The sequence below is a fragment of the Massilia antarctica genome (assembly GCF_015689335.1).
Lineage (GTDB): Bacteria > Pseudomonadota > Gammaproteobacteria > Burkholderiales > Burkholderiaceae_D > Telluria_A > Telluria_A antarctica.
On the sequence record NZ_CP065053.1, the window covers coordinates 1,523,327 to 1,542,699 of the forward strand.

23 protein-coding genes are annotated in these 19,373 nt (G+C 64.7%); 7 read left to right on the forward strand and 16 right to left on the reverse strand.

The genetic code is table 11. From position 1 onward, the window contains the following. Nucleotides 1-57: 57 nt before the first annotated feature. The 4 genes from IV454_RS06825 (at nt 58) to IV454_RS06840 (ending at nt 4,227) form a co-directional block, all read left to right on the forward strand. Nucleotides 58-543, forward strand: coding sequence for a hypothetical protein (locus IV454_RS06825; protein WP_206090850.1), 486 nt, complete (start codon nt 58-60; stop codon nt 541-543). Between the two features lie 115 nt (nt 544-658). After that, nucleotides 659-2,581: a DUF885 domain-containing protein gene (locus IV454_RS06830; protein WP_206090851.1), complete on the forward strand. Its 1,923-nt coding sequence runs from the start codon at nt 659-661 to the stop codon at nt 2,579-2,581. A 10-nt stretch (nt 2,582-2,591) separates the two neighbouring features. Continuing rightward, on the forward strand, nt 2,592-3,380 hold the full coding sequence (locus tag IV454_RS06835; protein WP_206090852.1) for an alpha/beta hydrolase: 789 nt from the start codon (nt 2,592-2,594) through the stop codon (nt 3,378-3,380). A 139-nt stretch (nt 3,381-3,519) separates the two neighbouring features. Further along, nucleotides 3,520-4,227 (forward strand): hypothetical protein, encoded by a 708-nt coding sequence (locus tag IV454_RS06840; protein WP_206090853.1) that lies wholly within the window; start codon nt 3,520-3,522, stop codon nt 4,225-4,227. Here IV454_RS06840 and IV454_RS06845 read toward each other — a convergent pair. Together IV454_RS06845 and IV454_RS06850 are read right to left on the reverse strand one after the other, a co-directional pair. Next, the gene (locus tag IV454_RS06845) at nt 4,181-4,744 is read right to left on the reverse strand and encodes a DinB family protein (protein WP_206090854.1); all 564 of its coding nucleotides are present in this window, start codon (nt 4,742-4,744) and stop codon (nt 4,181-4,183) included. The two genes, IV454_RS06840 and IV454_RS06845, sit on opposite strands and share 47 nt — an antisense overlap. Next, a complete protein-coding gene (locus tag IV454_RS06850; protein ID WP_206090855.1) occupies nt 4,737-5,222 on the reverse strand; it encodes a hypothetical protein in 486 nt (161 codons plus the stop codon). The genes IV454_RS06845 and IV454_RS06850 overlap by 8 nt, the downstream gene beginning before the upstream one ends. Before the next feature lie 295 nt (nt 5,223-5,517). On the opposite strand from IV454_RS06850, the gene IV454_RS06855 reads away from it, so the two are divergent. Continuing rightward, nucleotides 5,518-7,251, forward strand: a complete 1,734-nt coding sequence (locus tag IV454_RS06855; RefSeq protein ID WP_206090856.1) for an extracellular catalytic domain type 1 short-chain-length polyhydroxyalkanoate depolymerase — start codon at nt 5,518-5,520, stop codon at nt 7,249-7,251. Between the two features lie 10 nt (nt 7,252-7,261). On the opposite strand, the gene IV454_RS06860 is transcribed toward IV454_RS06855, so the two are convergent. Further along, complete coding sequence (locus tag IV454_RS06860; RefSeq protein ID WP_206090857.1) at nt 7,262-8,071, reverse strand: hypothetical protein; 810 nt, start codon at nt 8,069-8,071, stop codon at nt 7,262-7,264. 382 nt (nt 8,072-8,453) lie between these two features. Here IV454_RS06860 and IV454_RS06865 point away from each other — a divergent pair, with 382 nt between their 5' ends. Next, nucleotides 8,454-9,002, forward strand: a complete 549-nt coding sequence (locus IV454_RS06865; RefSeq protein WP_206090858.1) for a hypothetical protein — start codon at nt 8,454-8,456, stop codon at nt 9,000-9,002. A 51-nt stretch (nt 9,003-9,053) separates the two neighbouring features. Continuing rightward, nucleotides 9,054-9,689, forward strand: a complete 636-nt coding sequence (locus IV454_RS06870; protein ID WP_206090859.1) for a hypothetical protein — start codon at nt 9,054-9,056, stop codon at nt 9,687-9,689. 404 nt (nt 9,690-10,093) lie between these two features. Here IV454_RS06870 and tatC read toward each other — a convergent pair whose 3' ends face one another. The 13 genes from tatC to hisD all read right to left on the reverse strand — a co-directional run bounded on the left by tatC (nt 10,094) and on the right by hisD (nt 19,373). After that, nucleotides 10,094-10,849 carry a twin-arginine translocase subunit TatC gene (gene tatC, locus IV454_RS06875; RefSeq protein ID WP_206090860.1) on the reverse strand — a complete coding sequence of 252 codons (756 nt, stop codon included), beginning with the start codon at nt 10,847-10,849 and terminating at the stop codon, nt 10,094-10,096. Continuing rightward, nucleotides 10,850-11,335: a Sec-independent protein translocase protein TatB gene (gene tatB / locus IV454_RS06880; RefSeq protein WP_206090861.1), complete on the reverse strand. Its 486-nt coding sequence runs from the start codon at nt 11,333-11,335 to the stop codon at nt 10,850-10,852. A 48-nt stretch (nt 11,336-11,383) separates the two neighbouring features. Beyond that, nucleotides 11,384-11,602, reverse strand: a complete 219-nt coding sequence (tatA, locus tag IV454_RS06885) for a Sec-independent protein translocase subunit TatA (protein ID WP_206092582.1) — start codon at nt 11,600-11,602, stop codon at nt 11,384-11,386. 87 nt (nt 11,603-11,689) lie between these two features. After that, a complete protein-coding gene (locus IV454_RS06890; protein WP_054265258.1) occupies nt 11,690-12,061 on the reverse strand; it encodes a histidine triad nucleotide-binding protein in 372 nt (123 codons plus the stop codon). Nucleotides 12,062-12,099: 38 nt separating this feature from the next. Beyond that, a complete protein-coding gene (locus IV454_RS06895; protein WP_206090862.1) occupies nt 12,100-12,438 on the reverse strand; it encodes a phosphoribosyl-ATP diphosphatase in 339 nt (112 codons plus the stop codon). Further along, nucleotides 12,435-12,878, reverse strand: a complete 444-nt coding sequence (hisI, locus tag IV454_RS06900; protein ID WP_054268007.1) for a phosphoribosyl-AMP cyclohydrolase — start codon at nt 12,876-12,878, stop codon at nt 12,435-12,437. Before hisI ends, IV454_RS06895 begins: the two co-directional genes overlap by 4 nt. 12 nt (nt 12,879-12,890) lie before the next feature. Continuing rightward, entirely contained in the window at nt 12,891-13,652 is a 762-nt protein-coding gene (hisF, locus tag IV454_RS06905) for an imidazole glycerol phosphate synthase subunit HisF (protein ID WP_054265260.1), read from the reverse strand. A gap of 16 nt (nt 13,653-13,668) precedes the next feature. Continuing rightward, on the reverse strand, nt 13,669-14,445 hold the full coding sequence (gene hisA, locus IV454_RS06910; protein WP_054265261.1) for a 1-(5-phosphoribosyl)-5-[(5-phosphoribosylamino)methylideneamino]imidazole-4-carboxamide isomerase: 777 nt from the start codon (nt 14,443-14,445) through the stop codon (nt 13,669-13,671). Nucleotides 14,446-14,500: 55 nt separating this feature from the next. Then, entirely contained in the window at nt 14,501-15,139 is a 639-nt protein-coding gene (gene hisH / locus IV454_RS06915) for an imidazole glycerol phosphate synthase subunit HisH (RefSeq protein ID WP_206090863.1), read from the reverse strand. A gap of 171 nt (nt 15,140-15,310) precedes the next feature. Continuing rightward, complete coding sequence (gene hisB, locus IV454_RS06920) at nt 15,311-15,901, reverse strand: imidazoleglycerol-phosphate dehydratase HisB (protein WP_167086038.1); 591 nt, start codon at nt 15,899-15,901, stop codon at nt 15,311-15,313. 11 nt (nt 15,902-15,912) lie between these two features. Continuing rightward, a complete protein-coding gene (gene hisC, locus IV454_RS06925; protein ID WP_206090864.1) occupies nt 15,913-17,007 on the reverse strand; it encodes a histidinol-phosphate transaminase in 1,095 nt (364 codons plus the stop codon). 231 nt (nt 17,008-17,238) lie between these two features. Continuing rightward, on the reverse strand, nt 17,239-18,054 hold the full coding sequence (locus IV454_RS06930) for a DNA-methyltransferase (protein ID WP_206090865.1): 816 nt from the start codon (nt 18,052-18,054) through the stop codon (nt 17,239-17,241). Beyond that, nucleotides 18,051-19,373: a histidinol dehydrogenase gene (gene hisD / locus IV454_RS06935; protein WP_206090866.1), complete on the reverse strand. Its 1,323-nt coding sequence runs from the start codon at nt 19,371-19,373 to the stop codon at nt 18,051-18,053. Before hisD ends, IV454_RS06930 begins: the two co-directional genes overlap by 4 nt.

Genomic DNA, 19,373 nt, shown 5'->3' on the forward strand with positions numbered 1-19,373 from the left:
GTCTAGCGCCATTCCATGACATCATGCGTTTTTATTAACCAATATTGAATTGAAGCCATGGAAGAAGAAATTGAAGTCAGAAACCCGAACGGCGTCAATGTTATCGGGGTCAAGTCCTGGTTTGCCTATGTCGGCGTGGGCGGGCTGGCGCTGGTGCTGTTCGGCATTCTACTGCCGCTCGCCTTCGGGATCGGCACGATCGCCGCCATCGTGGTGTTCGTGTGCTCGGCGCTGTTTGTCGGCTACCGCATCATGATGCTGCGCAGCGTACAGTTGTACTACGACGATGCCGGCGTCTGGATGTACTCGGGCGTACTGCCATGGCAAAAGGGCGCCGGCGGCGTCAAGTGGCGCGATATCGACAGCGCCGGCTTTACGCAGGGCTTCCTCAGCTGGACCACGCGCTCCTACACGGTGCGTATTGGCCACCGCTTCACCAAGGACAGCGAAATCATCCTGACCAACATCGCCCATGGCGACAAGACGGCGATCCAGATCAACACCATCCACCAGGAGATGCTGCGCTCCGGCCGCGCAAGCTGACACCCAGCCGTTTCCATTTGTGACAAAGGCGCCCCGGCGGGGCGATTGATGCTAATCTGGCGCCCGCCGCATGTTTGCGGCTGCCCCCGCTTCTGTAACTACAAGGCCGATCACAATGATGAAAACCAAAATTGCACTGGCTGTTTTGTTGACGTGCTTCGCGCTGGCGCCCGCAGGCGCTGCCAAGCCGAAAAAACAGTCCCACGCGCATGCCACCAAGCCGGTGAAAGCCGCCAAATCGGCGAAAGCAGGCAAATCCGTCAAATCGTCTAAAGCCGCCAAACCAGCCAAGCCGTCCAAGGCCGCGGCCGCAGCCGTCCCTGCACCGGTCGCCGCCGCTGTCAGCGCGCCGGCCGCCGGCGCCGAACGCTCGCAGGACCGCCGCTTCAATACCGTCAGCATGCAATTCCTCGGCGCGCTGTGGCGCATCGATCCGGAAAGCGCGATCTATTCCGGCAAATACGATGGCGCCGCCAACCTGACCATTCCGAGCGCGGCCACGCGCGCGGCGCAACTGGCGTTTGCCGACGAATGGCTGCAAAAGCTGGCCAAGATCGATGCGCGCCAGCTGTCGGTCAGGCAGCGCACCGACCACGCCCTGCTGGTCAACAAGCTCAATGCCGACCGCTTCTACCTGACCACCATGCGCGAGTTCGAATGGAATCCGGCGCTGTACAACATCGCCGGCCCGATCGACCTGATTCTCGGTTCCGAATACGCGGCCAAGGCGCAGCGCCTGCGCACCCTGCTCAAGCGCTTGACCAACGTGCCGGCCTACTACCAGGCGGCGCAGGCGAGCATCGTCAACCCGACCCACGAACACACGCAGCTGGCATTGCAGCAGGCGCCGGGCACCATGACGGTACTGGCGGACCTGGGCAAGGCAGCCCAGGAATCGATCCTGAACCAGGCCGAAAAAGACTTGTTCGCGCGCCGCATCGCGGCCGCCGGCGACGCCCTGATCGGCTACGTCAACTTCCTCACCGATCTCGATAAGACCCAGCAAGCGAGCAACACGGCGCGCTCGTTCCGCATCGGCAAAGCGCTGTACGAACAGAAGTTCGGCCATGACATCCAGGCCGGCGTGAGCGCCGAACAGATGTACCAGAAAGCGCTGGCCGCGCGCGAGCAGCTGCTCGCGCGCATGGACAGCTTGTCGGACGAACTGTGGACCAAGACCATGGGCAGCGCCGCCAAGCCGGCCGACCGCACCAAAAAAATCGGCATGGTGATCGACACCTTGTCGGCCAAACACGTCTCGCGCGAGGAGTTCTTCCCCGAGATCCGGCGCCAGATCCCGGTGCTGCAGGACTGGGTGGTCAAGAACAACCTGCTCACGCTCGATCCGAAAAAGCCGCTGGTGGTGCGCGAAACGCCGCTCTACCAGCGCGGCGTGGCCGGCGCCAGCATCGATGCGCCCGGCCCGTATCGCCCGCAGGACCGCACCTTCTACAACGTCACCCCGCTCGATGGCGTCACACAAGAGCAGGCCGAGAGCACCCTGCGCGAATACAACCACTGGATTTTGCAGATCCTGAACATCCACGAAGCCATTCCGGGCCACTACGCGCAGCTGGTGTATGCCAACAAGTCGCCGTCCCTGGTCAAGTCGCTGTTCGGTAACGGCGCCATGATCGAAGGCTGGGCGGTGTACGGCGAGCGCATGATGCTCGAATCGGGCTATGGCGACAATACGCCGGAAATGTGGCTGATGTACTCCAAGTGGAACCTGCGCGTGGTCACCAACACGATCCTCGATTACAGCGTGCACGTGCTGGGCATGAACGAAGCCGATGCGATGGACATGCTCACGCGCCAGGCCTTCCAGACGCGCAGCGAGGCAAGCGAGAAGTGGCACCGCGCCCAGGTCAGTTCGGTGCAGCTGACCAGCTACTTCAGCGGCTTCAGCGAAATCATGGACTTGCGCGAACAGCGCAAGCAGGCGCTCGGACCGAAGTTCGACCTCAGGCAGTTCCACGAACAGTTCCTCGGCTACGGCAGCGCGCCGGTGAAGATGATCAAAGAGCTGATGCAATAAGGAGAGCGCGATGCGCATGGTATTTGGTTCGGTTCTTGCGGCGCTTGCGTTGTATATCGTCGCCTGCGTCGGCCTGTACCTGGCGCAGCGCTCGCTGATCTATTTTCCCCAGCCACGCCGGTTTGGGGCGCCCGGTTCGCTGATGCAGCTGCCGGTGCCCGGCGCCACGCTCGACGTGACGGTGCGGCCCGACACCGGCCCGCGCGCCGTGATCTATCTGGGCGGCAATGCCGAGGATGTCTCGGCCAGCCTGGCGCAGATGTCGGATACCTTTCCCGGGCAGGCGCTGTACCTGCTGCATTACCGCGGTTACGGCGGCAGTACCGGCAAGCCCACCGAGGCGGCGCTGTTCGCCGATGCGCTGGCCCTGTTCGACATGGTGCAGGCAAGCCATGCGCAGGTGACCGTGATCGGGCGCAGCCTGGGCAGCGGCGTGGCGGTGCATCTGGCCAGCGCGCGGCCGGTCGAGCGGCTGGTGCTGGTCACGCCCTACGACAGCATCGTCGGCATCGCCGCGCTGCAATTCCCATGGTTTCCGGTGGCGCGCATGCTGGAAGATAAATTCGAGTCGGGTGTGTACGCCGCCAAGGTGAGCGCGCCGACCACCATCATCGCCGCGGCCAATGACGAGATCATCCCGCGCGCCAGTTCGCAGCTGCTGCTGACCCGCTTCAGGCCCGGTGTGGCGCGCTATATCGATGTGCCGCAAAGCGGCCACAACACCATTTCGGACAGCCCGCTGTACCAGCCCAGCCTGGCCGGCGACACGGCGGCGCAGCCCGCCGCGCAGGCGAACTAGACGCGGCGTCCGCGAGACGGGCGCCGGCTGTGGTATTTGACACGTGTTGGGATGTAGTTGACTAGAGGCAAGTTATTTGCCTTATTGCATCGTTACAATGTGTGAAGTTTCTGTTTAACTTCACGCAAAGGACACCGCCATGACGCCAGGCCCAAACCCCGCCGTGCTCATCGCCCTGACAGCAATGGCCCTGGCCGGCTGCGCCAGCAAGCCGCCGCCTGCCGCCGAACCACCCGCCGGGATGCAAGCGCCCAACAGCCAGCTGGAGCATTGCCGACGCTCGCTCGGCACGCTCATCCTGGTCGAGCAAGAGCGCCAGCCGTGGCTGAACCGGATCGGCAGGGACGCCGAGCTGCCCGGCCCCCTGCCGCTGCTGCGCCTGATGGTACGGGCATCGAACTGCTTCACCCTGGCCGACAAGGCTTCCACGCTCAGTGAGCGCCCACTGACAAGCGCCGATTACACGGCCACGCCCTCGCTCAGCTTCCCCGACGAGGCCACGGCCGCGCGCATTGGTTCGCTGCGCGACGTCGCGCCGCAGCCAGCCACCCTGCTGACCTTGACCGATAACCGTTCGGGCACCGAGCTGGCGGCGGCCCAGGGCAGCGCCAGCCATTGGCGTTTCGGCGCGGCGGGCGGCTTTTTCAACGGCGGCTTCGCCCAGGCCGACGGCTACACCCGTACGCCCCAGGGCAAGCTGCTGATGGCGGCCCTGATGGATTCGTACAACCAGATGGTGCGCTCGCTCAAGCGCCACACGGCGTGCACGGCGGCCGCCCGGCTGGCCGACGCTGGCGGACTCAGGACGAGCCGGGCGGCGCATCCCGATCCGCGACGTTCTCAATAAGCATCAGCAAGTCGGTCACGCCCAGGTCGGCCCCGGCTTGCGAAAGCAAGGTGCTGGCCTGGCCGCGGTGATGGGTCTGGTGATTGAAAAAATGCAGCAACACATCGCCGAAACGCTTCTGCGAGGCGACGCCCTTGGTGCTGGCGTAATGCAGCACATGCTCCAGGTCGCGGTCGGCAAGCTCGGCGGCGAAGGCGCTGATCACGCCGTCGAGCATGCGCCGGTGCCTTGTCAAGGTGGCCAGGTCGTCGCTGTAGACGGCGTTCAGCGCGCCGGGCTGCGCCAGGGCCAGCGCCGCTTCGAGGGCGTCAAAGCGCGCCGGATGGGCAGTGAAGCGCCGCAGCCAGATGGTATCGGCCGCCACCAGATGGTTCAGGGTGCCGAGCAGCGAGCCGAAAAAGGCGCCGCGGTCGGCCGCCAGTTCGCCGGGAGGAAGCGTGGCGGCCGCATCGTACAGTTTCTGGTTCATCCAGGTGTTGTAGCCGGCCATCAGGCGCAGGTGGGACAGTTCAGACATGGTAGCCTCGCGTGCGTAAATGTTGGAGAACGGCGCCGTGGCCGCTGAGCAGCACCGACATGCGGATCACCTTGCCGCTGCGAAATGTCAGCACGTACATGGCGCACCAGGCGCGGTAGTGCACCTTGCGCAGGTCGCGCCACAGCTCGTGACGCTTGCCGCCCCACGGTGTGATGAACAGGATGCCGGCATCGTCGACCTTGCCGCGCGTGACGATGCCTTCGCACAGGCAGTACACGCCGCCGACGGCCAGCGCCAGCGCCAGCGCGATCAGGGGGGCATAACTGTCGTGCTCGCGCGACAGCGCCACCCAGGCCAGCACGGCCACGCCCAGCAATTGCAGGATGCCCAGCCGCTCCACGAAGGGCGCGAACGCCAGGGTGCCGTCGCCGGCGCCGCTGCGCAGGCGCGCGGCGATCCAGCGCACGGCGAACCACGCGGCAAAGGCACCGAAAAGACCGGCTGCAAGGGTCGACACGCGCTCTCCTCAAGGGGCGCGGCCGGATGGCCGCGCGGCTTGTCATTGTGCCTCACATCGCAGGCGCGTGCTGGGGACCCTGTGCAATTACGCACAGGCGTCGTGCCGGAACGCTCCGCCACGCCGGGCGTGTTCCTGATGCCGCTCCGGTAGAATTATTTCCGGCTGTTACTTCCCGCGAACCGTCCCGAAGGCTGGCCGCCCCGCGCGGCCCCCCTCCACGCCTACACCCGAGCTCTTCCCTGCAAGCACCCGCAGCCTTCCCGTATTTTCAAGATAGAAAAATGGAGACATCATGGCAATTACCACTTCGTTCGGCCGCCGCGCGGCTTCTTTCCTGCTGTGCCTGCCGGCGGCCGCGCTGGCCCAGGTGCAGACCGGTCCCGGCGCCTGGAGCGGCAACCAGACCTGGGGCGCGGACAGCGTCAACGGCGGCAACCTGAGCGGCTATTTCTATTGGCCGGCCAGCCAGCCTGTGCTGGGCGGCAAGCGTGCCCTGGTGGTGGTGCTGCATGGCTGCCAGCAAACCGCCTCCGGCGACGTCATCGATTCCGGCGCCGACAAGGGCTTCAACTGGAAAGGCGTGGCCGACCAGTACGGCGCCGTGATCCTGGCGCCGAATGCGACCGGCAATGTGTCCGGCAGCCATTGCTGGGATTACAGCCTCAGCAACCACAACCGCGCCAGCGGCCACGATGGCGTGCTGCTCAACCTGGTGACCCGCTTCCTTGGCGATGCCCGTTACGCGATCGACCCGAACCAGGTGTACGTGACCGGCCTGTCCTCGGGCGGCGGCCAGACCATGGTGCTGGGCTGCCTGGCGCCGGATGTGTTCGCCGGCATCGGCATCAATGCCGGACCGCCGCCGGGGACCACGACCATGCAGATCGGCAGCGTGCCATCCGGCTTTAACGCCAGCACGGCGGGCAACAAGTGCACGGCCATGGCCGGCGCCCAGCAAGGCAAGTTCGCCACCCAGATCGCCAGCGTGGTCTGGGGCACCAGCGATTACACCGTAGCCCCGGCCTATGGCCCGCTCGATGCGGCGGCCATGCGCCTGGCCTACGGCGGCAGTTTTACGCGCGCTGCGACGGCCACCGTGCCCGGCGGCGGCAGCAATACGCCCTACACCGACGGCAACGGCAAGCTGCGCACCTCGGAAATGGCGGTGACCGGCATGGGCCACGCCTGGCCGGCCGGGCCGGGCGGGCAGAACAGCCACTTCGTCGATGCCACCAAGGTCGATTACCCCGCCTTCGTGATGGATTTCTGGTTCAAAAACAATCTGCGCGCAGCGCGCATCGCCGCCCCTGTCATGACGGCCTGCAAGGCGGCCGTGTCGGGCAACGCCGCCACCATCAGCGGCGCCGCCCTTGATCCGGCCGGCACGGTCAGCAGCTACCGCGTGGTGCTGAGCGGAACCACCGCCGTCAACGATGGGGCGGCCGGCAGCGGCGCCAGTTTCAGCATCGGCTATGCGCTGGCCAACGGCTATTACAGCGGGACCGTCACGGCCACCGATGCCGGTACCGGGCAAACCTCGGCGCCCTGCCCGCTGCCGCAATTCCTGGTGGGACCGGCGCCGGCGCTGCAGCCGCCCGCCGACCTAAAGGCCGGCAACGCCAGCGCCAGCAGCATCGCCCTGTCGTGGAGCGCGGCCAACGGCGCGGGCGGCTACAACGTCTACCGCAACGGCAGCAAGCTCACGCCCGCGCCGCTGAGCGGCACCAGCTACACCGACACGGGACTGGCGGCGTCCACCGCCTATTCCTACCAGGCGTCATCGGTGGCGAACGGGGTGGAAAGCGGCTTGTCGGCCAAGGTGAGCGCCAGCACCACCAGCGGCTTTGTCTGCAGCGCGGTCACGGCCAGCAACTTTGCCCACGTACAGGAAGGCCGCGCGCATGACAGTGGCGGCATGGCACTGGCCAATGGATCGAACCAGAGCATGGGGCTGGACAACCTGTTCTACGTCCAGACCCTGGCGCAAATCTCGGCCGCGCATTACGTGGTGGGCAACTGTCCGTAAGCGCGCGGGGTCAATGGCGCGCGGCCAGGTTCTTGCCCTCGACCAGGACGTAGGTCTTGCCGTCGTAGGCATAACGGGCCGCGCCGCCCAGGCGGGTGATGTCCGACACCAGCCGCGGGCCTTCCTTGCCCTTGCGGCGCCGCTCTTTCTTGCTGTCGTCCTGGCCCCGGAACTGGAACACGAGGTCGTTGTAGGCCGCGCCGCCGGCGGCCAGGGCGAAGCGCCAGCCGGAGACGATGTCGTAACACGTCTCCTCTTCTTCCGGCTCGCACGACGGGTTGCTGGTGGCGATGGCGATGCCGCCGCCGGTGAGTGAACGGATGGGGTCCGCACCGAGGTCGAACAGGGACAGCCTTCGGTCGGCATAGCCGCCAATGGCAGTCCCGTGCAGCATGGCCAGGCCCGGCTTGCCGGCAGCGAGGTGCATGAATGTCGCCGTGCCGATCCGCTCCCAGCCGCCCAGGCGCGCCACGTTGGCGTGGTGCTTGAGCAAGCTCCAGCGGCCATCGGCCTTGCGCAGGATGAAGATGTTGAGCAGCCCGCCTTCGTTGGGATCGCGGCTGTCACCGCGGCCGGCCTCCACGCGCAGGGCGTTGGCCACCAGGGCGGCGTCGCCGTTGGGCAGGAAGGCATGCGCCACCGGTTCGATGGCATACATGCGCACACCAGGCTGGTCGGGCGCGCTCAGCTCCATCGGCGCCTCGTTGGCGGTCGGATCGAATTTCTCGCCGAAGATGGCGTGCATCAGCACGGCCCGCTCGCGCAGGGCGGCCGCCTCGGCTTCAAGTTGTTCCGCCGTGGGCGGGGCTGACGCGGGCACGGCCACGGGCGCCGAAGGGCGCGCGCTTGCGGCCGGCGCAGCTGGCTTGTGTTCGCGGCAGGCGCACAGCAGGACGGGAAAAAGGATAATCAGAAACAGCGCAGCTGGACGCATCGGATCGCAAACGAGACAGTAAACAATCCATCTTACCTTACCGCTTGCCAAGCTGTTTCAAGCCATTACGGCGGCAAGCGATACCCGCGCGCATCAATGCGGCCTCGCACGCAGCTTGTTTGGCGCAGGCCGCGCCGATGGCCGATTCAGGCCGGAGACGATTGATGCACCTCACAGGCGCGCGGGCTGCGGCTCCTAGGCTGGAAGTGTCGGGGTGGCCGTCGTCGATGCGACGGCGGCGCGTCCGGCCTCATGCCAAGGAGCCATCATGTCTACCCATTCTTCCCTTCCCCGCCGCGCGCGCCTGGGCGCGGCACTCGCCCTGATTGCACTGGCCGTTCCGGGCCTGGCGCTGGCAAGCAGCAACTGGTCGTCCGTGGGATCGACCGGCACCCCGGACGAACTGTGCGCCGGCCGCGTATCGTTCAACAACAATGATGCCGGCCTGGTCAGCGGCGCCACGGCCCTCGGCTGCACCATCCGCTACCAGGTGCACGATACCTGGGATGGCACCGGCCTCCCGGGCGTGTACCTGGGGGCGCGCTTCACCGACAACGGCATCTATTCCGAGGTGCGCGCGCGCTTGCGTGCGCACAATACCGCCACCGGCGTGCTGACCACCCTGGCGACCTTGTCGAGCAACAGCTACGCGCCGGCGGCAACCCCGCAGACGCGCTACCTGACCAACTGCGTCGCGCTCAACTTCAATGCCAACAGCTACTTCATCGAGGTCGACCTGGTGCGCACCGCTTCGCCGGTGGGCGCCATTCCCGGCTTGCCGGTGCTGGGGCAACTGCGCCTGCTGCGCTGCCAGTAAGGCCATCGCGCATGCGCGCCCATGCCGGATCCACTGTCCAGGGGAAGACCAATGATGCGACTCATTTCCAGAACGATGCTGCTGGTCGCGCTGGGCGGCTGCGGCGGCGACGACAAACCGCCACCGGCGGCACCGCAGGCGCTGCCGCTGGCGGCCGCCGCGCCGGTGCCCGAGCCGGTGCGGCCCGCGCCAGCGCCCCCATCCGCGCCCGCCCGCGCAGCGCCGCCACCGAGCGCGCCGCCACCGAACGACATCGCCCAGCTGCGCCAGGAAGTGGCCAGCCTGCGGCGCGAGGTGGCCGATCTGCGCATGCTATTGACGCGCGCACCCATGGCCGCGGCGCCGGCCCCCTTGGCAGCGCCGCAGGTGGCCGAGACGTCGACGGTGGCGCCGTCCGAAACCATGTTCCGTGCCGAGCAGACGGATCCGGCGTGGAGCACGTATGCGACGTCGGCCGTGCGCGCCGCGCTGGCGCGTGCCAATGCCGGGCTCGAATCGCAGGTGCGGCGGCTCGAATGCCGGACCAAGACCTGCCGCGTCGAAATCAATCCGACGAGTGCCGATCTGCTGGAAAGTTCCATGGCGGCCGTGCTGGCCAATGTGGCGGCGGCGATACCGAATATGACGGCCACCCAGGTGGGCAGCGATGATGGCAGCGAGGCGACGGTGCTGTACCTGACGCGCTAGGCCGTGTCTGATTGAATCGAAGGGAAAACCGCAATTGTTCCGTCGTTCCTGGCACTGCCAGAAACGACTTCCCGCGCAGCCTCCAGTTTCAAGGAAACTCCTCAAATCTCTTGGAACTGTGCAAGCTCAGAGGCCGGTGCCAAATGGCGTTAACTTAAGCTCCGTCTTTCCCGCGCAGGCGGGAATCCATAGCACCTTCGCTCAGTTAAGGTGCTATGGGTTCCCGCCTACGCGGGAACGACGGTTTTGACGCCTGTGGCCGCAAAGCTGCGTAACTTAGCGGCAAAGGCTAGTTCCTGGAGAGGCGGGAACGACGAACTAACGGTATCGAAATGGAATCTGTTCGCGCCGATTAGCCAAACACACCCTAGCCCAGCCTTGGCGCGCCGCCCGGCCGGTGGCTGTTACACCGGCTCTTCCGGTGCCTGGGTGGCGCGCACGAAGGCCGGCGCCACCAGCAGGCCCAGCTCGAACAGCAACCACATCGGTATGGCCAGGGCCAGCTGGCTGACCACGTCCGGCGGCGTGACGATGGCCGCGATCACGAAGGCGCCGACGATGGCGTAGGGGCGCACTTCCTTGAGCTTTTCCACGCTGACGATCCCCATGCGCACCAAAATCACCACCACCACCGGCACCTCGAAGGTGGCGCCGAAGGCCAGGCACATGGACATGACGAAATCGAGATAGTTCTCGATATCGGGCGTGACCGCGATCGAGGTGGGGGAAAAGTCGGAAATGAACTTGAACACGCGCCCGAACACGAAGAAGTAGCAGAACGCCACGCCGCTCATGAACAGGAACGAGGACGACACCACCAGCGGCAACACCAGGCGTTTTTCGTGCTGGTACAGGCCGGGGGCGACGAAGGCCCAGACCTGGTAGAACACCCACGGCAGCGCCAGGATCAAGGACAGCACCAGGGTCACCTTCATCGGCACCAGGAAGGGTGAAATGACGCCGGTGGCGATCATCTTCGAGCCGACCGGCAGCGAGGCGATCATCGGCGCGGCGATGATGTCGTAGATATGGGAGGGCCCGGGCCAGATCATCAGCGCGGCGCAGATGATGGCGACCCCGATGGTGGCCTTGACCAGGCGGTCGCGCAACTCGACCAGATGAGAGATAAAGGTCTCTTCGCCCGCAGCTTTATCTGTCATTTAAAAGAACGAAGAAGTAGTGGAGGAACGCGGGCGGAATTTTTTCACGCGCGCGGCACCCGACATGATGTGGGCCTTGCCGCCGTGCCGCTGCTTGTACCAGCCCGGCACCGCCGAGTTGCGCACCAGCTTCTTGCGGCGGAAATCGCGCGCCTTGCGCTCCAGGTCGCTCATGGTCGCGCTCGGCGCCGTTGACGAAGGCAGGTCGCGCCAGGCGGCATCGACGTCGTCGATGTTCTGGGCGATGGTGTTTTCCACGCTATCCTTGATCGATTGCGCCGTTTCCTGCACTTCCTTTTGCAGGTTGCGCAGTTCGTCGAGCTCGATCTCGCGGCTCACCTCGGACTTGACGTCGTGCAGGTAGCGCTGGGCGCGGCCGTACAGGGTCCCCGCCATGCGCGCCACCCTGGGCAGCTTTTCAGGGCCGATGACAACAAGTGCAACCACGCCAATGATGGCGAGTTTAGAAAGTCCAAGATCGATCATGGCGTCTGGAAGTATCTGTCAGCGGGCGTGCGCGGGCACGCATGCCGGTCAGAACTTCGTTTTCTCTTTCGCTTCGGCGTCGATGGTGGTCTTGTCCACTACCTGGCCGGGCGTGGCCGGCTTGTCATCCTCGCCGCGCACGCCATCCTTGAAGCCCTTGACGGCCTTGCCGATATCACCACCCATGTTGCCGAGTTTCTTGGTTCCGAAAACCAATACAACGACAAGCAACACGATCAGCCAATGCCAAACACTCAGTCCACCCATCATTTTCTCCTCGCGAGGCGCACGCGCCCGAATTCGTGAAAGCTTACGCCGGTATTCTACGCGATGCCGGGGTTTCCTGTCTCATTGTCAGCGCTGGCCCGGCCACGGGCGCGGACCGCCGTACATGTGCAGGTGCAGGTGGTAGACCTCCTGGCCGCCGTCCGGACCGCTGTTGATGAGGGTCTTGTAGCCGCCGCCCGGCTTGCCGTCGAGGTCGTAGCTCACTTCGCAGCCATGCTCCCTGGCCAGCTTGGGCGCCAGCGCCAGCATCTTGCCGAGCAGCGCGACATGGGTTTCGTTGCACTCGGACAAAGTTGCCACGTGCAGCTTGGGAATGACCAGCAGATGCACCGGCGCGGCCGGATGGATATCCTTGAATGCCAGCAACTCTTCATCTTCATAGACTATGCTCGAAGGAATTTGCTTGGCAGCGATTTTGCAAAACAGGCAGTCGGTCATGGATGGTTTCCGTCGTATTGGAGGGTTGCTTGAGCGCTTCAGCCCGGGCGGGCGGCTTTTTCGGCGAGGCCGGACAAGCCTTCGCGGCGCGCCAGTTCATCGAGCACCTGCTGCGGGGACAGGTCGAACCTGGCCAGCAGCACCAGCGAATGGAACCACAGATCGGCGCATTCGTACAGCACCTTGGCGCTATCGCCATCGACCCGCGCATCCTTGGCGGCCATCACCAGCTCGGTGGCTTCCTCGCCGATTTTCTTGAGGATCGCATCGTCGCCCTTGGAAAACAGGCGCGAGACGTAAGACGTGGCAGGATCGCCCCCGTTTTCCAGCTTGCGCGCTTCGATCGTTTGCGCCACGCGGGCGAGGGTCTGGCTCATGGTGTGTTCTTCTTGGGATTGGTGTAAATCGTTTCCGGGTCTTGCAGCACCGGATCGGCGACCTGCCAGTCGCCGCTTTTGGCGTCGCCGTCGAACTTCTGGAAGAAGCAGGAATGGCGCCCGGTATGGCAGGCGATGGCGCCGACCTGCTCGATCTTGAGCAGGATCACGTCTTCGTCGCAGTCGAGGCGGATTTCGCGCACCTTCTGGATGTGGCCCGACTCTTCGCCCTTGTGCCACAGCTTCTTGCGCGAACGGCTCCAGTACACCGCCTCGCCCAGTTCCACCGTGCGCGCCAGCGCGTCGCGGTTCATCCAGGCGAACATCAGCACATCGTTCGAACCGGCTTCCTGGGCGATCACCGGCACCAGGCCGTTCTCGTCCCACTTGACCTTTTTCAGCCAGCTGAAATTGGCCGCACTACTTGTTACGGCAGGCATGATCATATTGGTCTACTCCAAACGCATGGGAATGCCCTGCGCGGCCATGAAGCGCTTGGCTTCGCCGACCGTGTGCTGCCCATAGTGAAAAATACTGGCTGCCAGGACCGCATCGGCCTTGCCGATCTTGATGCCGTCGGCCAGGTCCTGCAGGCCGCCCACGCCGCCGGATGCAATCACGGGAATGCCGATCGCGTTCGACACGGCGGCCGTCAGTCCCAGGTCGAACCCGGACTTGGTGCCGTCGCGGTCCATGCTGGTGAGGAGAATCTCGCCGGCGCCCAGGCGCTCCATGTTGATCGCCCATGCGACCGCATCGAGGCCGGTGGCACGCCGTCCGCCGTGGGTGAACACTTCCCACTTGCCGGGCGCGGTCTGCTTGGCGTCGATGGCCACCACGATGCATTGCGCGCCGTGCTTTTGCGAAGCCTCGAACACCAGGTCGGGATTGGTCACGGCCGAGGAATTCATGCTGACCTTGTCGGCGCCGGCATTGAGCAGGCGCCGCACGTCCTCGACCTTGCGCACGCCGCCACCGACGGTGAGCGGAATGAACACGGTGGAGGCCACCGCTTCGATGATATGCAAAATCAGGTCGCGCTCGTCGGAGGAAGCCGTGATGTCGAGGAAAGTGATCTCGTCGGCGCCCTGCTCATCGTAGCGGCGCGCGATTTCGACCGGGTCGCCGGCGTCGCGCAGCTCGGTGAAATTGACGCCCTTGACGACGCGCCCGCCGGTCACGTCGAGGCAGGGAATGATGCGTTTTGCGAGCATGGTATGTTCTTCCGGCTTACGCCGGATCGCCTTCGGTAAGTTCATCGGCGCGCAACTGGGCCTGGGCCAGGTTGATCGTGCCCTCGTAGATCGAACGGCCGCAGATCACGCCCTCGATGCCCTCTTCCTGCACCGCGCACAGGGCTTCGACGTCGCCCAGGTTGTGCAGGCCGCCGGAAGCGATGATCGGAATGCGCACGGCCTGGGCCAGCTTGACGGTCGCTTCGATGTTGATACCGCCCATCATGCCGTCGCGGCCGATGTCGGTGTAGATGATCGCTTCGACGCCGTAGGCTTCGAACTTGGTGGCCAGGTCGATCACTTCGTGGCCGCTCATCTTGCTCCAGCCATCGGTGGCGACCTTGCCATCCTTGGCATCCAGGCCGACGATGATGTGGCCGGGGAAGGCGCCGCAGGCATCGTGCAGGAAGCCGGGATTTTTCACGGCGGCGGTGCCGACGATGATGTAGGTGATGCCGTCGTCGAGATAGCGCTCGATGGTGTCGAGATCGCGGATGCCGCCGCCCAGCTGGACGGGGATCTCGTCGATATCGTTATCGACGGCGAATTCCTGCACCACCTGCAGGATGGATTTGACGGCGGCTTCGTTTTTCGGCTTGCCGGCAAAGGCGCCGTTCAAGTCCACCAGGTGCAGGCGGCGCGCGCCCTGCTTGAGCCAGTGCAGCGCCATTTCGGCGGGGTCTTCGGAGAAGACGGTGGCAAGTTCCATATCGCCCTGTTTGAGGCGAACGCAGTGACCGTCTTTCAGGTCGATGGCAGGAATGAGCAGCATGATCGGTTTTCGCTTATCGCTTGGTTGGGTGGGTGACGGGGTGATTCGATGACAGTCAAGGATTCCAGTGAACGAAGTTCTTGTACAGCTGCAGCCCCGCGCCGGCGCTTTTCTCCGGGTGGAACTGGGTCGCGAAGATATTATCGCGGGCCACGGCGCAACAGAACGGCGCGCCGTAATCGGTTTCGCCGGCGGTGAGGCTGGTGTCGTCGGGCTGGACATAGTAGCTGTGCACGAAATAGAAGTAGCTATCGTCGAGGATACCCTGCCACAGCGGATGCTGGCGCACTTGTTTCACGCGGTTCCAGCCCATCTGCGGCACCTTGAAGCGCGAGCCGTCCGGCTGCAGGCGGCCATCGAGCTGGAAGCGCACCACTTTGCCGGGCAACAGGCCCAGGCCGGGGGTGTCGGCTTCCTCGCTCACGTCGAACAGCATCTGTTCGCCGACGCACACACCCATCACGGGACGGGTCTTGGCGGCGCGCAGCAGGGCTTCCTCGACGCCGGACTGGCGCAGGCTGGCCATGCAGTCGCGCATGGCGCCCTGGCCGGGCAGGACGATCCGGTCGGCCGAATCGATATCGGCGACGTCGCCGGAAATGAGTACTTCGGCTTCGGGAGCGATCGCGCGCAGGGCTTGCGCCACCGAGCGCAGATTGCCCATGCCGTAGTCAACCACAACAATTTTATTCATAGCAATTCAGGTTTTTTGTGAAGAACGGGCATTAGCCGCCGGCTTCACCACACCACCGTCTTCCCCGCGCAGGCGGGGATCCAGAACACCTTGGCGAATAGAAGGTGCTATGGGTTCCCGCCTGCGCGGGAACGACGGAGATAGCGGCAGGAACATGCACCAGTGCTAGGGTTACAGACTACCCTTGGTCGAAGGAATCGTCCCGGCCGAACGCGCATCGAGTTCCGCAGCCATGCGCAGCGCGCGGCCGAAGGCCTTGAACACGGTTTCGCACTGGTGGTGGGCGTTCTCGCCACGCAGGTTATCGATATGCAGCGACACCAGCGCGTGGTTCACGAAGCCCTGGAAAAATTCATGCGCCAGGTCGACATCGAAACTGCCGATCATCGAGCGCTTCCACGGCACGTGCATTTCCAGGCCCGGACGGCCGGAAAAATCGATCACCACGCGCGACAGCGCTTCGTCCAGCGGCACATAGGCGTGGCCGTAACGGCGGATGCCCTTCTTGTCGCCGATCGCCTTGGCCACCGCCATGCCGAGCGTGATGCCGGTGTCTTCCACCGTGTGGTGGGCGTCGATATGCAGGTCGCCCACGCATTCGATATCGAGGTCGATCAGGCCGTGGCGGGCGATCTGGTCGAGCATGTGGTCGAGAAAAGGCACGCCCGTATTGAGCTTTTGCTGGCCGGTGCCATCAAGGTTGATCGCGACGCGGATTTGCGTCTCGTTGGTGTTGCGCGTTATGTCTGCGGTGCGGGTCATGGGAGGCTCGGTTAGTGCGAAGTCAGCGATGCCTTGATGGCATCCAGGAAAACAGCATTTTCTTCAGGTGTACTCACGGTCACGCGGATGCATCCGCCCAATCCGTTTATTTTACTCACATTTTTAACCATGACCTTGTCGGCGGCGAGGCGTGCGCATGACGCATCGACATCGGGCAGACGCACCAGCAGGAAATTGGCGGCCGACGGAAAGACGGTCACGCCGGGCAGCGCGGCCAGGTCGGCCGCCAGCTGTTCGCGCGCGGCAATGAGCAAGCTAGCCTGGTCGTTCAGCACCTCCAGGTGATCGAGCGCGAATTCGGCGGCGATCTGGGTGAGCACATTGATGTTGTAAGGCGGGCGCACTTTTTCGAACTGCGCCAGGAGTTTGGGTGCGGCCGTCATGTAACCGAGGCGGATGCCGGCCAGGCCCAGTTTCGAGACGGTGCGCATGACGACCATGTTCTCGAACTCGGGCAGGCGCTCCATGAAGGAGGTGCGCGCGAACGGGCCGTAGGCTTCGTCGACGACGACGATGCCGCTGTTGCCCACGGTCTGGATGATCTCGACCATCTCGGCCGGGTCGAACAGGGTGCCGGTCGGGTTGTTCGGGTAGGCCAGGAATACCAGGGCCGGCTTGTGCTCGGCGATGTTGGCGAGCATGGTGGCTTTGTCGAGCGTCATGTCGGCGCACAGCGGCACCCCGACGAAGTCCGCCCCGGCCAGCATGGCGGAGCGCGAGAACATCACGAAGCCGGGCGTGGGCGCCAGGATCACGGGACGGCGCGCGCCGCCCGAGACGGCGGTGGCCATGATCGAGATCAGTTCATCGGAGCCGTTGCCGAGGATAACGTCGTAGCCGTCCGGGACACCGAGACGCGCGCAGATCTTGTGTTTGAGCGTGGCGTTGCTAGGCAGCGGATAGCGGTTCAGGACCGCGGCGGCCATGCGATGGCCCAGTTCTTCGCGCAGGTGGGCAGGCAGCGAGTACGGGTTCTCCATCGCGTCGAGTTTGATGTAGCCGTCGGCGTCGGGGACGACGTAGGCCTGGTCGGCCTGGATCTCGGGACGGATCGTGTTGGCGATCAGCGTGTCGATGAAACTCATGCTGCTTTGCTCCTTGGTTGATAGGTTGCTGCAAATTGCCCGTCGTTCTTAGCTCCGTCGTTCTTAGCTCCGTCGTTCCCGCGAAGGCGCGAACCCAAGTCCGTACCGTAGCCGCTGGCGGCTCGACCAACTTGGGTTCCCGCCGAGTGCCGCCTTGGCGCGGGAACGACGGAGGTAGAGGCGGGAACGACAGCGCTGGTGCTGGCGGCGATGGTGGTAGTGGCAACGACGCTAAGCATTTTCAGCCTGCACAGTCTTCTTGGCCGGTTTGCGCTTCCGGACCATTTCCTGCTCCGGCGGCGACGCCAGTCGCGCTGCGATAATCTCGCAGTACGCGGCATTGAGTTCGAAACCGACAAAATTGCGCCCGCAGCGCTTGGCCGCCATGGCGGTGGTGCCGCTGCCCATGAACAAATCCATCACCACGCCATCCGGCGGGCACGATGCCTTGACCATGCGCTCGATGATCTCGAGCGGCTTCTGGGTCGGATGATCCGCCCGCTCCGGATGTTCCTTGTGCAGGCGCGAGACGCTCCACAAATCCTTGGGGTTGTAGCCCACTTCCAGCCACTTGGCGCCCACGAAAATCGAGCGCGAACGGGCCTTCTTGGTCGCCGCGTCGTAGGGAATGCGCACCGCATCGAGGTCGAAGTAGTAATCCTTGCGGTTGACGAAGAAGCCGATCGTGTCGTGCACCGAACTGAAACTCCTCACGCTGCCGCCCATCGACGGCACCCGGCGGTCCCAGATAATCTCGTTCATCATCGTCATGCGCTGCTTGAGCATGACAAAAATTTCGGGCGAAAAGCGCCAGGTCAAAAAGATGTACAGGCTGCCGTTGGGCTTGAGCTTGGGCAGCGCCTTCGAAATCCATTGCTCGGTCCAGGCCAGGTAATCGGCCACGCTTTGCTGGTCGGAGTCGTTGCCGTAGTCCTTGCCGAGGTTATACGGCGGGTCGGTCAGAATCAGGTCGATGGAACCGTCCGGGATGCGCGCCAGTCCGGCCAAAGCATCCTCGCAAAATACCTGATTGAGCCAGTTGCTCATTGCGCCGGTCGCAATCGCAGTTCGGCGCTGCGGGCGTGCGCCTGCAAGCCTTCGCCGTAGGCCAGTTCGGCCGCGACCTTGCCCAGCGTTTGCGCGCCCGCTTCGCTCACGAAAATGACGGAGGAACGCTTCTGGAAGTCGTACACGCCCAGCGGCGACGAAAAACGCGCGGTGCGCGAGGTCGGCAGCACATGGTTCGGGCCGCAGCAGTAGTCGCCCAGCGACTCGGACGAAAAGCGCCCGAGGAACATGGCGCCGGCGTGGCGGATGCGGTCGGCCCACTGCTGCGGGTCTTCGGCCGAGATTTCCAGGTGCTCGGCGGCGATGGCGTTGGCGATGTCGCACGCTTCCTGCATGTCGCGCACCTTGACCAGCGCGCCGCGGTCGGTCATCGAGGTGCGGATGGTGTCCGCGCGCGGCATGGTCGGCAGCAGCTTGTGGATGCTCGCTTCAACCTTGGCGATATAGCCGGCGTCCGGGCACAGCATGATCGCCTGCGCCAGTTCGTCGTGCTCGGCCTGCGAAAACAGGTCCATCGCGACCCAGTCCGGGTCCGTGCTGCCGTCGCACAGCACCAGGATTTCGGACGGCCCGGCGATCATGTCGATGCCGACGGTGCCGAACACGCGCCGCTTGGCCGCGGCCACGTAGGCGTTGCCCGGGCCGACGATCTTGTCGACCGGGGCGATGGTGGCGGTGCCGTAGGCCAGCGCGCCGACTGCCTGGGCGCCGCCGATGGTGATCACGCGCGTGACGCCGGCAATCGCGGCGGCGGCCAGCACCATCTGGTTCTTCACGCCGTCCGGTGTCGGCACCACCATGATGATCTCGGCCACGCCGGCCACCTTGGCCGGCACGGCGTTCATCAGCACCGACGAGGGATACGCGGCCTTGCCGCCCGGGACGTAGATGCCGACCCGGTCGAGCGGGGTGATTTTCTGGCCCAGCACCGTTCCATCGGGCTCGGTGTAGGTAAAGCCGCGCAGTTCTTCCTTTTGCCGCTCGTGGAAGACGCGAATCCGTTCGGCCGCCGTTTCCAGGGCCGTGCGCTGGGCTGCCGGCAGGGTCTCCAGCGCCGCCCGCAGTTCGGCTTGCGGCACGTCGAAGGCGGCCATGCTGGCGGCGCCGCCGGGAATGCGGTCGAATTTGTTGGTGTATTCGAGGACGGCGTCGTCGCCCCGGTGTTTGACATCATGCAGGATCGCCGCCACCGATTTTTCAATCGCTTCATCGGTGGACGCTTCGAAGGCCAGCAGGGTTTCGAGGCGTTGTTTGAAGTCCGGCTGGGCGGAGTCGAGGTGGCGGATCTGAATGGTCAT